The 12,851-nt window shown below is 69.7% G+C and carries 13 protein-coding genes; 5 read left to right on the top strand and 8 right to left on the bottom strand.

The genetic code is table 11. The features are described 5' to 3' along the window. A partial coding sequence (locus VHK87_RS02925; protein WP_329633400.1) for a protein-disulfide reductase DsbD domain-containing protein occupies nucleotides 1-369 on the bottom strand: 369 nt, incomplete at its 3' end. Between the two features lie 127 nt (nucleotides 370-496). Between VHK87_RS02925 and VHK87_RS02920 the strand changes: the two genes are divergently transcribed. Next, nucleotides 497-889, top strand: a complete 393-nt coding sequence (locus VHK87_RS02920) for an acyl dehydratase (protein ID WP_329633399.1) — start codon at nucleotides 497-499, stop codon at nucleotides 887-889. 42 nt (nucleotides 890-931) lie between these two features. Here VHK87_RS02920 and VHK87_RS02915 read toward each other — a convergent pair whose 3' ends face one another. After that, the gene (locus tag VHK87_RS02915) at nucleotides 932-1,732 is read right to left on the bottom strand and encodes a SapC family protein (RefSeq protein WP_329633398.1); all 801 of its coding nucleotides are present in this window, start codon (nucleotides 1,730-1,732) and stop codon (nucleotides 932-934) included. Between the two features lie 178 nt (nucleotides 1,733-1,910). Between VHK87_RS02915 and VHK87_RS02910 the strand changes: the two genes are divergently transcribed. Genes VHK87_RS02910 through VHK87_RS02900 form a run of 3 tightly spaced genes read left to right on the top strand, consistent with a single transcriptional unit; the run spans nucleotide 1,911 to nucleotide 4,088 of the window. Beyond that, complete coding sequence (locus VHK87_RS02910; protein WP_329633397.1) at nucleotides 1,911-2,795, top strand: MaoC/PaaZ C-terminal domain-containing protein; 885 nt, start codon at nucleotides 1,911-1,913, stop codon at nucleotides 2,793-2,795. A gap of 10 nt (nucleotides 2,796-2,805) precedes the next feature. Further along, nucleotides 2,806-3,558 carry a phosphatase PAP2 family protein gene (locus VHK87_RS02905; RefSeq protein WP_329633396.1) on the top strand — a complete coding sequence of 251 codons (753 nt, stop codon included), beginning with the start codon at nucleotides 2,806-2,808 and terminating at the stop codon, nucleotides 3,556-3,558. Next, a complete protein-coding gene (locus tag VHK87_RS02900; protein WP_329633401.1) occupies nucleotides 3,483-4,088 on the top strand; it encodes a chloramphenicol phosphotransferase CPT family protein in 606 nt (201 codons plus the stop codon). The genes VHK87_RS02905 and VHK87_RS02900 overlap by 76 nt, the downstream gene beginning before the upstream one ends. Before the next feature lie 2 nt (nucleotides 4,089-4,090). On the opposite strand, the gene VHK87_RS02895 is transcribed toward VHK87_RS02900, so the two are convergent. From VHK87_RS02895 to VHK87_RS02880, 4 genes are all read right to left on the bottom strand, one after another. Further along, nucleotides 4,091-4,618, bottom strand: coding sequence for a GNAT family N-acetyltransferase (locus VHK87_RS02895; RefSeq protein WP_329633395.1), 528 nt, complete (start codon nucleotides 4,616-4,618; stop codon nucleotides 4,091-4,093). Beyond that, on the bottom strand, nucleotides 4,615-5,493 hold the full coding sequence (gene aguB, locus VHK87_RS02890; RefSeq protein ID WP_329633394.1) for an N-carbamoylputrescine amidase: 879 nt from the start codon (nucleotides 5,491-5,493) through the stop codon (nucleotides 4,615-4,617). Before aguB ends, VHK87_RS02895 begins: the two co-directional genes overlap by 4 nt. Beyond that, nucleotides 5,493-6,497 (bottom strand): agmatine deiminase family protein, encoded by a 1,005-nt coding sequence (locus tag VHK87_RS02885; RefSeq protein ID WP_329633393.1) that lies wholly within the window; start codon nucleotides 6,495-6,497, stop codon nucleotides 5,493-5,495. The genes aguB and VHK87_RS02885 overlap by 1 nt, the downstream gene beginning before the upstream one ends. A gap of 123 nt (nucleotides 6,498-6,620) precedes the next feature. Further along, on the bottom strand, nucleotides 6,621-9,908 hold the full coding sequence (locus VHK87_RS02880) for a TonB-dependent receptor (protein WP_329633392.1): 3,288 nt from the start codon (nucleotides 9,906-9,908) through the stop codon (nucleotides 6,621-6,623). Nucleotides 9,909-10,123: 215 nt separating this feature from the next. Between VHK87_RS02880 and VHK87_RS02875 the strand changes: the two genes are divergently transcribed. Further along, nucleotides 10,124-11,701, top strand: coding sequence for a glycosyltransferase family 39 protein (locus VHK87_RS02875; RefSeq protein WP_329633391.1), 1,578 nt, complete (start codon nucleotides 10,124-10,126; stop codon nucleotides 11,699-11,701). Here the strand turns inward: VHK87_RS02875 and msrA are convergent. Together msrA and VHK87_RS02865 are read right to left on the bottom strand one after the other, a co-directional pair. Beyond that, entirely contained in the window at nucleotides 11,637-12,254 is a 618-nt protein-coding gene (gene msrA / locus VHK87_RS02870) for a peptide-methionine (S)-S-oxide reductase MsrA (protein ID WP_329633390.1), read from the bottom strand. The two genes, VHK87_RS02875 and msrA, sit on opposite strands and share 65 nt — an antisense overlap. 161 nt (nucleotides 12,255-12,415) lie before the next feature. Continuing rightward, nucleotides 12,416-12,851: CoA-transferase (locus VHK87_RS02865; protein WP_329633389.1), on the bottom strand; the 436-nt coding region annotated here is incomplete at its 5' end.

Genomic DNA, 12,851 nt, shown 5'->3' with positions numbered 1-12,851 from the left:
CGCCACCGGTAGCAGCACCTCGCCGGAGTAGCCGTAGTTCATCAAGGGGCCGGTCGGCTGCCGGTCGGGCGTCGGCCAGACGATCTCGCCGGCGCTCCAGCCGGCCGGCAGGGCCCATTTGATCTGGGTCGCCTCGCCGGAGTCGCCGGGATTGCGCCAGTAGGTGTGCCAGCCCTTGTCGATCCGCTGGCGCAGGGCGACGTGGATCGTCTCGCCGGGCGCGATGGAGGCCTTCTCCGGAACCAGCTCGGCGACCAGGTGCCCGGTGTCCACAGGCCCAAACACCGGCGCCTTCGGCGCGCCGAAGCCCTGCGCCAAAGCCGGGCCGGCCAGCAGCACGGCGGCCGCCATCGCCGCAAGGGCGCGCATGCTGCTCAGGACCCGACCGCCGATCATCATTCCGTATATGGCCCGGGCGTAGCGCCGCGCAAATGGCTCGACTCGCCGCGCCCGGTGCGGATCATCTGGCGAATCGCAATTCACCCAGGAGACGCGCGTGCCGGCGGCGTTCGACGACATCCAGATCGGCCAGGTGGTTTCGCTCGGCGCGGCCACCATCGAGCCGGAGGCCATGGCGGCCTTCATCGAGAGCTTCTGCCCCGGGTGGACAGCCGACCGCGGCTGCCCCGACGCGATGGTCTTCGCCGTCTGGACCAAGCTGGACGCGGCCGCGAGCGCCGACTGGCCGCAGACCAAGCGGGTTGGGGTCGACGCACTGCGCTGGGCCAAGAACCCACCGGCCGGGGAGGTGCTCCGTGGACGGATGACCGTTATGGGCAAGGACCCGGTCGGCGAGGGCAAGGGCATCGTGATCGCCCAGCACGACCTGCTGGATGAGGCCGGCCGGCTGGTCTTCTCCTGCCTGACGCGGAGCGTGTTCGCCCGGTGAGCGGCTGCCTCTCCCCGTTGGGCGGGGAGAGGTCTTCAGGTCTTACGCGTTCGCGGCGACCGGGCCGGCCTGCGCCTGGCGGGCCATCGCCAGCGCGATGAGACGGTCCCACCCGACCAGCGAGACCATGTGGGCGTAGATCTGCTGCAGGGCGCCGTTGTCGCGCAGCTCCACCAGCTTGTCGTGCGGCAGGGCGTTCAGCTTGGCTTCCGAGACGCCGAAGTAGTCGGCGATCTTCTGGGGCTCGCCTGCAGTCCCGTCGGCGTTGAACGGGGTGAAGGTCGCGGTCTTCACCTCGAACAGGTCCAGGTCCTTCAGCAGCTGGATGAAGCTCATGGTCCGCTGCCGCTCGACTTCGTAGTTGTTGCAGAACTCGATGCAGCTCTTGGTGTAGTCGGTCGGCTCGCCGTTGGCGTCGAAGAAGGCCAGATCGCCGCCCTCCTCGATGAACTCGGCGGCGCGATCGATGCACAGGATCATCTGGCCGGCGTTCTTGTCGTTGGCGAACACGAACGGATAGCGGCGAACATACGCGGGCACGTAGACGCCCGGTTCGAACACGCCGTCGTCGCGGACGAACATGTTCTGGTCGGCCTGCAGGCCCATGACCAGCAGCGGAGTCTTGTCCTCCCCGACGAAGATGATCGGGCCGGTGACGGCGGCCAGGGCGAACTCGGTCACCGCCAGCGGGATGATGTGGCCGTTGCGGGCGAAGCCGAAGGGGCCGTCCATTCGGCGCACGCCCAGCTTGCCATGCAGTTCGGGGGTGAGCGGCTCGGGCTTCGAATAGAACAGCACATTGCCGGTGATCGAGCCCATCCCGGGCATGGCGGTGGTGGTCATGGCTTCAGCCTCTGCGGGCGGGCGGCGCGGCACGGGCGCCCAGGGTTAATCGAAGCGGCGTTCCTACCCCACCCGATCCGGAGCGGCAATCGGGGCGGCGGCGCGCTTGCTAAGGCCAAGCCGAGCCGCTTCAATCCGCCGCTATTGGGAGCCAAACGCATTCAAGGGACGGATTTTCATGCCGATCTACTATCCGGACATTCTCGACCAGCGCACCGCGGCGCGCACCTTCACCTATCGTGACAAGGACGTGATGCTCTACGCCCTGGGGATCGGCCTTGGCGCCGACCCGATGGACGAGAAGGAGCTGGCCTTCGTCTACGAGAAGAACCTGAAGGTGGTGCCGACCGCCGCCACGGTGCTGGCGGCCGGGGCCCGGGCGATCGAGGGCGCGGCTGCGCCCAAGCTGCCGGAAGGTCACCGTCCCAGTCAGATCAACTACCTGATGATGGTCCACGGCGAGCAGAAGGTGGAGCTGCACAGGCCGCTGCCGACCACCGGGACCTTCACCGTCGAGGGCCGCACCGTCGGCGCCTGGGACAAGGGCGAGGGCAAGGGCGCGGTGGTCGTCAACGAGACCACCTGGACGAACGACAAGGGCGAGAAGGTCGCCACCCTCACCGGCTCGATGTTCGCCCGCGGCGACGGCGGCTTCGGCGGCCCGACGGAAGGCCAGCCCGAGCCGCACCAGGTGCCCTCGCGCAGCCCCGACCTGTCGGTCGACATCTCCACCCGGCCCGACCAGGCCCTGCTCTACCGCCTGAACGGCGACCGCAACCCGCTGCACTCGGACCCGGAGTCGGCGCGCCGCTCGGGCTTCCCGCGGCCGATCCTGCACGGCCTGTGCACCTACGGCATCACCTGCCGGGCGGTGCTGCAGGCGATCACCGACTTTGATCCCGAGCAGATCTATTCGCACCAGGCGAGGTTCTCGGCCCCGGTCTTCCCGGGCGATGTGATCACCGTGGACCTCTGGCGCGACGGAAAGAACATCTCCTTCGAGGCCCGGGTGAAGGACCGCAATGCGACCGTCATCAAGAACGGCCTCACGGTCCTCAGGTAGGAGACGGACGATGCGCGCGAGCGCCAAACTGACCCTGGCGCTCGCCGCCTTCGCCGTCGTCGGGGCCGCCGCGGCCCAGCAACCGGCCGCCCCCGCCCGCCCGACGCCCTTCCTCGGAGCCGGAGAGCAGGTGGACACCCTGAAGCTGATCCCGCCGCCGCCCGCCGCCGGCTCACCGGATGAGGCTGCGGACCTGGCCGCCTTCCGCGAGACCCGCAAGCTGGCCGACAGCCCGCGGTGGACCCAGGCCACGGCGGATGTGGAGCTGTTCTCCCCCGCCGCCTTCACCAGCTGGTCCTGCGCGGCCGGCGTGAGGATTTCCGCCGAGACGACCCCGGCCACCGCACGCCTGATGCAGCGGGCTCTCTTCGACGCGGGCGCTGCGGCCAACCCGCCGAAGGAGCACTACAAGCGGCCGCGCCCGTTCACCGGGGTCACCGCACGGACCTGTGTGGCGCCGGCTTCCCTCGGCGCCAATGCGTCCTATCCCTCCGGCCACGCGTCGGTGGGCTGGGCCTGGGCGCTGATCCTGGCCGAGCTGAAGCCGGAGCGGGCGAACGAGCTCCTGCTGCGTGGCCGCGAATTCGGCGACAGCCGGGTGGTCTGCGGCGTGCACTATCCGAGCGACGTCGAGGCCGGGCGGGTGATCGGCGCGGCCGTGGTGGCCCGCCTGCACGCCGACGCCGAATTCGAGGCCGCGATGGCCGAGGCGAAGGCCGAACTCGCGAAGGCGAGCGCGAAGCCGGAAGGCTGCGGCGCCTGAGCCTGGGCCGCATCGTCGTCCTGAGCGGCGTCCCGCGCGCCGGCAAGTCCTCAATCGTCCGGGCGCTGCAGGCCCGCGGGCCCTGGATCAACCTCGGCGTCGACATCTGGCGCAAAGCGACGCCGGAGGACCTGCAGCCCGGCATCGGCCTCCGCCCCGGCGGCGAGCGGCCGGACCTGGAGCCTTCGGTCGCGAGGTTCTACGCCGCCCTCTGGGATGCTGTCGCCGCCGTCAGCCGCGGCGGCGTCGACGTGGCTTGCGACGTTGGCCTGCACACCGACTACGCCCGCCCGCTCGACACCCGCGCCCTGATGCGCCAGCGGCTCGCGGGCCTCCCGGTGCTGCTGGTCGGCGTCCGCTGCCCGCTGGAGACGATCCTCGAGCGCCGGAGCGAGGACGGCGCCCCGCGTGAGGCCGTCCTGCGGTGGCAGGCGGCGGTGCATAACAACATGGCGTACGACCTGGAGGTGGACACCTCCACCCTGGCGCCGGAGGCCTGCGCCGAGCTGATCCTGGCGCGCCTCTCCTGAGCTCAAGCCTTCGCCACGTACGTCACGTGTGGGCGTAAGGGATGGTCAGTGGCGAGCTTCGGGTGGTCGAAATCGCGGGCCGGGTCTGGGACCATGCCGATGCGGCTCATCACGGCCTGCGAGCGCAGGTTGCTGCGGGCGGTGATGGCGATGATCTCCGCCGGGCGGATGTGCTCGAAGCCCCAGGCGAGCGCCGCGGCCGCCGCCTCGGTGGCGTAGCCGCCGCCCCAGGCCTCGTGTGCGAGGCGCCAGCCGATCTCCACGGCCGGGCCGGGCGGCAGGTCCTCGCCCATCGAGAGCAGGCCGGTGAGGCCGATCACCGCCTGGTCCGCCTTGCGCTCCACGGCCCAGAAGCCCCAGCCGTTGAGGCCGATGTGGACGCGGATGCGGTCCACCATCGCGTCGCTCTCTTCCCGCGTGAGCGCCGAGCCGAGCGTGGCGGCCACCCGCGGGTCGGCGTTCATGGCCGCGATGGCGGCGCGGTCGGCGTCTTCCGGCGCCCGCAGGATCAGGCGCTCGGTCTCGATCACGCCGGCCGCGCTCCCGCCAGGCTCCCGTAGAGGTCCGTCCTGCGATCGCGGAAGAAGCCCCAGGCGGCCCGGTGGGTGGCCAGGAAGTCAAGGTCGAACTGCGCGTGCAGCACGCCCTCGTCCTCGCGTCCTAAGGCGGCGACGAGGTCGCCCCGGTGGTCGGCGATGAAGCTCGAGCCGTAGAACAGCTGTCCGCCGTTCGGGTAGTTGGCCCAGGGCTCGAAGCCGGTGCGGTTTGCGCCCACCACCGGGATCACGTTCGAAACCGCATGGCCCTGCATCGCCCGCCGCCACGGCGCGGCGGTGTCGAGGGTGGCGTCATGCGGCTCAGAGCCGATGGCGGTGGGGTAGAACAGCACCTCAGCGCCCATCAGGGTCATGGCCCGGGCGGTCTCCGGGTACCACTGGTCCCAGCAGATGCCCACGCCCAGCTTGCCGAAGCGGGTGTCCCAGACCTTGAAGCCGGTGTCGCCGGGCCGAAAGTAGTACTTCTCGTTGTAGCCGGGCCCATCGGGGATGTGGCTCTTGCGGTAGACGCCCATGGGCGAGCCGTCGGCGTCCAGCATGACGAGGCTGTTGAAGTAGTGCGGCCCCTCGCACTCGAAGATCGAGACGGGGATGACGACGCCCAGCTCCTGGGCCAGCGAGGCCATGGCGGTGACACACGGGTGCTCCCGCCACGGATAGGCGGTGGCGAACCAGCGCTCCTCCTGGGCCACGCAGAAGTAGGGACCCTGGAAGAGCTCGGACGGCAGCACGACCTGGGCGCCCTCGCTCGCCGCCTGGCGGACGAAGTCTTCCGTCTTCCTGATGTTCGCCGCCATGTCCTCGCCGTAGGAGGTCTGGATGGCGGCGACCTTGATCTGGCGCGTCATCAGGCGGGCTCCTGCTGGGTGATGCAGTGGAACGAGCCGCCGCCCGTCAGGACGGCGGTGGACGGCAGGCCGATGACGGCCCGGTCCGGAAAGAGGGTCCGAAGCCCCTCCAGCGCCAGCGGGCTCGCCTTGGTCTCGTAGATCGGACAGACCACGGCCTTGTTCGCGATGACGAAGTTCATGTGGCTGGCCGGGACGTACTCGCCCTCGCCGTCCTCGACATAGCCCGGCGAGGGGATGCGCACGACCTTCAGCCGCTCGCCGCGCGAGTCGGTCATCGAGGCCAGCCGCCGGGCCGCATCGTCGTAGGCGTCGGCGTTGGGGTCGTCCCTGCCGAACGCCATCGGGCAGGCGACGACGCCCGGCGCCACGAAGCGCGCCAGGTTGTCCACGTGCCCGTCGGTGTGGTCGTTCAGAAGACCATCTCCCAGCCAGAGCACCTTGCGCGCGCCGAGCGCATCGGCGAGCACCTGCTCGGCCGCAGTCTCGTCCCAGCCGGCGTTGCGGTTGGGATTGATCAGGCACTGCGCCGTCGTCAGCACCGTGCCGAAGCCATCGTGGTCGAGGGCCCCGCCTTCCAGCACCGCCTCGGACTGCGCCAGCGGCGCCCCGGACGCCTCGGCGATCTGGGCGGCGACCTCATCGTCGTGCTCGAGGACGTACTTGCCGCCCCAGCCGTTGAAACGGAAGCCGCGCGCCTCCGGCCCCTCCGGCGTCCGTGCGAAGATCGGGCCGGTGTCGCGCAGCCAGATGTCGCCGAACCGCCCGGGCACGATCCCGACCCGGGCCACGTCGGCCAGCAGCGCACGGGCCGCCGCCTCGCCCTCTGGAGAGCCGGTCAGCACGCGCACGTGCTCGCCGCCCGGCCCCGCCAGGGCGCGCGCCAGCGCGGCCACCTCGGCCTGGGCAGGCTCCAGGTCGTCCTCCCAAAGCTCCGCATGGCTCGGGAAGCCCAGCCACATCGCCCGATGCGGCGCCCACTCGGCAGGAACGATCCGGTCCATCTCACCCCTTCGACAACGACGCGCGCACATGGGCGGGTGAGGCCCCTGCGTCAAGCATCGCGCATGCGAAAAGGGCGGCCCGTCGCCGGACCGCCCTTCCCACTCTCCTCTAAGCGATACGGCTTAGAACTTGTACTTGGCGCCCAGCTTGATCTGCCAGGTGGAGCCGTTGCGGCGGAACGGCTGCACCGGCTGCTGGAAGTTCCCGCCCGTGGCTGCGGGCGAGTAGACGTACTTGGCGCCCGGGGTTCCGCAGCCGACCGTGGCTCCGGTCGCCGAGGTGGCGCAGCGGACGTCGACCACGGGGACCCCGCGGTAGAAGTCGTACTGCTCGAGCACGCCCCAGTCGTCGTTCAGCAGGTTGCCGAGATTCTCGATGTCGGCGAACACCTCGATCTTCGCCCCGTTCGGGAAGAAGGCCGGCAGCTCCTGGCTGATCCGCACGTCGAAGGTGGTGACGTCCGGATGGCGGAAGGCGTTGCGCGGCGCGATCCGGCCGCGGAACTTCGACAGGCCCGAGTTGTCCAGGAACTGGTTGAACCCGGCCACATCGAAGCCCGGCGCGTAGAGCACGATCGGGTCGTTGGCGGCCGGCACATAGAGCAGTTGGTTCGATGTCGCCTGACGGCCCGAGTAGCTCGAGGCGTTGTTGCCGAAGTCGTTGTCGAAGTTGCCGGTCCGGCTGTTGGCGAAGGTGTAGCTGAACGGCAGCCCCGAGCGGTGCTGGGCGAACAGGTTCACGCTGGTCTCGTAGTCGCCGAAGAACTTGCGCGAGTAGTTCAGGTTCAGCGCGTAGCGGTGGCGGATCTCGTAGTCGGAGATGGCCGCCGGCGGGTTCTGGTGGTTGAAGCTCGCGAACCGGGTGTAGCTCGACTGGGCGATCGAGCTGGTCATCGGGTTGGCGTCTTCGGCCTCGGTGTAGGTGTAGACGAACTGCATGCCCAGCCCGTCCCAGACGCCCTCGTTCCAGGACTTGGCGACGGTGAGCGCCACCGAGTCGGAGCCGCCCTTGTCGGCGCCGGTGAGCATGTAGTCGAAATCGACGCCCTGCGTCTGGCCGATAGGCGAGCGGCCCCAGACGGGCCGGCCGTCAGGCGCGACGCCGATCTGGATCGCCCGCAGGTCCACCCAGTAGAGGGCGTTCTCGTTGACCGCCTTCAGGTAATCGAGCTGGACCAGCCACTGATCGCCCCAGCGGCCGAAGTCGAACTCGTAGGAGACGCCCAGGCTGCCCTTCCACACGGTCGGGATCTGGAAGGCCGGATCCAGCACGTTGGTGTTGCCGCCGCGCGGCGTGAAGGTGCAGCCGGCCGGCGGCGCCGTGAGGTCGACGTTAGTGTAGGGAGCCGCCGGGCAGACCGCGTTGGTCTGGATGACGCCGGTGTTGGCGAAGGGATTCGACAGCCAGACGTTCAGGCCGGTGGACGAGAAGCGGCCGAGACCCGCCCGCACGTTCAGCCGGTCCATCGGCTCCCAGTTGATCGATACGCGCGGCAGCATGACGTGCTTGCCGTCGAGGTTCTGCTGGTTGGTGAAGGCGTTGCGGGAAACGAAGGCCGAGTTGAACTCCGGCACGGAGTCCATCTGGTACCAGTCGAAGCGCACGCCCGCGGTGACGTCCAGGTTGTCGAGGATCTGCAGTCGGTCTTCGGCGTAGACGCTGTTCAGCCGGAACGCGAAGTCCGCCGCGCCGCGACGGGCGGTGCCGAGCGTCGCCGGCACCGTGCCGCCGTTCGGATCGACGGCCCCAGTGAGCGTGAAGCCGCTCGCCCGACGCGCCAGGAAGTCGGCGTAGCTGGCGAAGGTGTAGTTGCCGAGCGAGTTCGAAACGAAGACGTTGAAGATGTCGTTCGCTTCAGTGCGGGCGCCGAACAGGATGTCGTGCGGCCCCCAGCTGTAGCGGCCGATGGCCTCGATGGTCTCGACCTCGACGTGCAGGTAGTTGTCGTGCCGGCTGATGTCAGCGCCGAAGCGGATCTGCGGCGTGCCGGCGCCCGGGGCGACGCCCGGCAGGTCGGCGACGTTCACCGTCACCTCGCCGACCTCGAGGCCGAGCAGCGGGTTCTGCTGGGTGTCGGTTTCCTTGAAGTTGTAGCGCAGCTCGGTCGAGAAGTTCTCAGTCCAGTCTGAGTTCAGCTGGACGGTGTAGGTCGTGAGCTCCTCGATCTTGTTGTACTGCTGCGACTCCAGGCCGACCCGCGGCTGGCTCACGTTGGAGCCGATCGAGAACACGTCGCTGGTCGAGCCGTTCAGCGAGTTGCCGAGGGTGTTCTGATAGGTCACCGCCAGGCGATGGTCGTCGGTGATGTTCCAGTCGATCTTGGCGATCCACTTCTCGTCCTCGACGGGGAAGGGACCGACGACGTAGGAGCCCGGATCGTAGCCGTAGACCTGCTCGGCGGCCTGGCGGAAGGTCTCCACCGCCTGCGAGCTGATGCGCGGAATGGCGACGGTGCGGCCGAGGTCGAACGGGCCTTCATCGAAGCCCAGCTCGCCTTCGTACTTCTCGTAGGCGACGAAGAAGAACAGCTTGTCGCGGATGATCGGGCCGCCCAGCGTTGCGCCCCAGATCTTCTCCTCGAACTCGGCGCCGAAGGGCTGGCCCTCGACGGTGTCCCCCTGCCAGTCACGGCCGGTGCGCTCATAGAAGGCCGAGCCGAAGAAGGCGTTGCCGCCCGACTTGGTGACGGCGTTGATCTGGCCGCCGATGAAGCCGTTGTTGATCACGCTGTAGGGCGCCACCGAGACGTTCACCGCCTCGACCGCGTCCAGGCTGATCGGCGAGCGCTGGGTCGGGTAGCCGTTGTTGTTCAGGCCGAAGTCGTCGTTCTGGCGCACGCCGTCGACGGTCAGCTGGTTGAACCGGTTGTTGACGCCCGCGAAGGAGAGAGCGTCCTGGTTGGTCGGATCGATGACTGCGAAGGGATCGAGGCGCGCCACGTCTTTGATGTCGCGGCTGATCGAGGGGAGGTTTTCGATGTCGGCGGTGGTGAAGTTGGTGCTGGGGCCGCCCTGCGAGGGGGCCGCCGCCGCCGCGGTCACCACCAGCTCGGAGACTTCCGTGTCGCCACCCGCCCGGGAGAGGACCACCTCGACCTGGGAGGCGTCCCCGACGCCGATGCCCTGGACCGTCACGCCGCCGGCGTCGAACCCGGAGGCCGTCGCCCGGACGCGGTAGGGGCCGCCGACCCGCAGGCCGCGCGCCGAGAAGCCGCCCTCGGCGCCGGCGACCGTCGTGCTGGACGCCCCGGTGGGCACGTGGGTGATGGTGATGGTGGCGCTCGGCACCGGCGCCCCGGTCTCGTCGGTCACCACGCCCCGGATCGCGCCCGTCGTCTCCTGGGCGTAGACCGCCGTCGACATGGCGCAAAGCAGGGTCGTCAGCGCTGCGCCGCCGGCGAGCCTCTTCATGGAAATCATTGTGGTTATCCCCTCGTCATCGCCCCGAGGGTCCGACCGAGCGGCTCCCCCGACGGCGCCCCTATAGCGGCAACTTCCGGGTTTGTTGGCGAAGGTTTCGTGACGGCGACGACTCGTCGCGGACCTGAGGCGCCGGCGCCACGGTGGCGAGCGGACGTGCCTTTTTCATCAGCGATATTAAGCAGCGCCTGCGCTTTACAGCGGCCTTGACCTCGCGCATCCGTGCGGCCCGCACCTGGGACCTGCCCTTGACGCCGACCACGCCCGCCAGCCCCGACCGCCGCTTGTGGCGCACCGCGCTCCTGCTCGTCGCGGGCCTCACGGTCGCCCGCGTCCTCGTGCTGTTCGACAGCCCGCTCGAGCTCTACCCGGACGAGGCTCAGTACTGGCTTTGGTCCCGCACCCTCGACTTCGGCTACTTCTCAAAGCCGCCGATGGTGGCCTGGACCATCTGGGCGACGACGGCGGTCGGCGGCGACGCCGAGCCGTGGGTCAGGGTGGCCTCGCCCTTGTTCCACGCCGGCGCGGCGCTGGCGGTCTTCATCGTCGGGCGGCGGCTCTATGACCAGGCTGTCGGCTTCATGGCTGCGGCCCTCTACATGCTGATGCCGGGCGTGCAGCTGTCGTCGCTGATCGCCTCCACCGACGCGCCGCTCTTGATGTTCCTCAGCTTCGCGCTCGTCGCCTACACCGGGATGTTCAGGGCGGGACCGTCGGTGCGGCGGGCGGCGCTGTTCGGGGCGGCCGTGGGGCTGGCCTTCCTGTCCAAGTACGCCGCCCTCTATGCGCTGGTCGGTGTCGCCCTGCACCTGGCGCTGAGCGGGGAGGCGCGCGCCATGTGGCGGCCGCGGACGATCACGGCGGCGGCCGGCACGACGCTGACCATCCTGGCGCCCAACCTGATCTGGAACGCACTGAACGGCTTCGCCACGGTCCAGCACACCGCCGCAAACGCAGCCTGGGGCGGGCGCCAGCTGTTCAACCTGCCCGAGCTCGGCGACTTCCTGGCCTCGCAGTTCGGCGTCTTCGGGCCGATCCCGTTCGCGGTGCTGATCGGCGGGATGGTCCTGCTGGCCGTCCGGCGGCGGCTGACCGAGGCCGACCTGCTGCTCGCCTGCTTCGCCATTCCGCCGCTGCTGATCGTCGCTGGCCAGGCCTTCATCAGCCGCGCCAACGCCAATTGGTCCGGGGCGGGCTATGTGGCCGGCTCGGTGCTGGTCGCCGCCTGGCTGCTGCGCTGGCGGGCGCGCGGCTGGCTGATCGCGGCCCTGGCCGTTCAGGGCATGGTGGCGGCCCTGTTCCTCGCCGTCTGCCTGCGGCCCGGGCTCGCCGAGCCGCTGGGGATCTCCAACAGCTTCAAACGCGCCAAGGGCTGGGCGGCGATCACCGAACGCATCGTCGAACGGGCGCAGCTCGCCGGCCCTTACACGGCCGTGGCGGTCAACGACCGGTTCCTGTTCAACGCGGCCGCCTACTACGGCCGCGACTATTTCGGCGCGCCGGGGACGCCGCCGCTGGTGATGTGGCTGCGGGCCGCCAGCCCGCAGAACCAGGCCGAGACCACCGCCCCGCTCACCACCGGGAACGGCGGGCGGGTGCTGGCCGTGGCGCTGGAGCAGACCTGGCGCGACGAGATGGTCGCCGACTTCGCCGCGACCTCGGGGCGGGAGATCTTCTCCGTGCGGCTGGACGAGAAGCGCCGGCGGCGGGCGGAGATCTTCAACGGCGAGCGGTATGCGCCGCGGCCGCGTGACCCGCGTACCGGGCTCCCCACACCGCCTTGAGCCGCGCGTCGCGCCGGCAGCCGGTGCGGTACTGGGCGTAGCGGGCCGGGTTCCTCCTGGCGAAATCCTGATGGTAGGCCTCGGCCTTCCAGAACGGCGCGGCGTTGCGGATCTTGGTCGCCACCGGCTTGCCCAGCTCTTTGGCCACTTTCGCCCTCACCTGCTCGGCGGCCGCCTTCTCAGCGCCGTTGGAGACGAACACGGCCGTCCGATAGGACGGGCCTTGGTCGCAGATCTGGCCGTTCGGGTCGGTGGGGTCGATGCGGTGGAAGAAGCCGTCCACCAGTTGGGCGTAGCTGATCCGGGCCGGGTCGTAGGTCACCCGCACCGCCTCAAGGTGGTCCGCATGGTTCTCGTAGGTCGGCTTGGCGGTCGCGCCGCCCGAATAGCCCGCCACCACGTCCGCCACTCCGGGGAGCGCCGCCATCTCGTGCTCCACCGACCAGAAGCAGCCCCCCGCGAAGACGGCGGTCTTCAGGTTGGTCGCGGCGGGCGCGGTCGAGCCGCTGAGTGCAGCCGCCGCGGCGAAGGCGACGAGCAGGGAGGTTTTCATGATCGGGACTCTGCCAGCATGGCGCACAGGTGCAAGTTGCTGGAGGTACGAGGCGAGCGCACGGCTGGACGCACTCGTCGCAACATGCCGCTCGCCCGGGCGGAGGCTGGCCGGAGTCACAATGGGTCCCGGCTTTCGCCAGGACGATCGGTGGTGGTGGCTTAAGCCGCCTCGAACGCGGTTTCCGTCTTGGCCTTCACCTCGTCCAGCGTCACGCCGGGGGCGAGCTCGAGGAGGCGTAGGGGACGCTTGCCGCGGGCGATGTCGAAGACGCCGAGGTCGGTGACCACCAGGTCCACGACGCCCTTGCCCGTCAGCGGGAGCGAGCAGGCGTTCACAAGCTTGGGCGCGCCGGTCTTCTCCGTGTGCTCCATGACCACGACGACGCGTTTGACGCCGGCCACCAGGTCCATGGCCCCGCCCATGCCCTTCACCATCTTGCCTGGCACCATCCAGTTGGCGAGGTCGCCATTCGCGGCCACCTGCATGGCGCCCAGGATGGAGAGGTCGATGTGGCCGCCGCGGATCATGCCGAAGCTGTCGGCCGAGGAGAAGTAGGCGCTGCTGGGCAGCTCGGTGATGGTCTGCTTGCCGGCG

It is taken from the genome of Phenylobacterium sp. (assembly GCF_036263695.1).
Taxonomy (GTDB): Bacteria; Pseudomonadota; Alphaproteobacteria; order Caulobacterales; family Caulobacteraceae; genus Phenylobacterium.
The sequence above is the reverse complement of the archived record's forward strand: the minus strand, read 5'-3'. Positions and strand labels throughout refer to the sequence as shown.

Coding starts and splice junctions, on each gene's coding strand:
- VHK87_RS02880 (WP_329633392.1), bottom strand. CDS start 9,908: ATGAAGAGGCTCGCCGGCGGCGCAGCGCTGACGACCCTGCTTTGCGCC.
- VHK87_RS02885 (WP_329633393.1), bottom strand. CDS start 6,497: ATGGACCGGATCGTTCCTGCCGAGTGGGCGCCGCATCGGGCGATGTGG.
- msrA (WP_329633390.1), bottom strand. CDS start 12,254: ATGAAAACCTCCCTGCTCGTCGCCTTCGCCGCGGCGGCTGCACTCAGC.
- aguB (WP_329633394.1), bottom strand. CDS start 5,493: ATGACGCGCCAGATCAAGGTCGCCGCCATCCAGACCTCCTACGGCGAG.
- VHK87_RS02915 (WP_329633398.1), bottom strand. CDS start 1,732: ATGACCACCACCGCCATGCCCGGGATGGGCTCGATCACCGGCAATGTG.
- VHK87_RS02910 (WP_329633397.1), top strand. CDS start 1,911: ATGCCGATCTACTATCCGGACATTCTCGACCAGCGCACCGCGGCGCGC.
- VHK87_RS02905 (WP_329633396.1), top strand. CDS start 2,806: ATGCGCGCGAGCGCCAAACTGACCCTGGCGCTCGCCGCCTTCGCCGTC.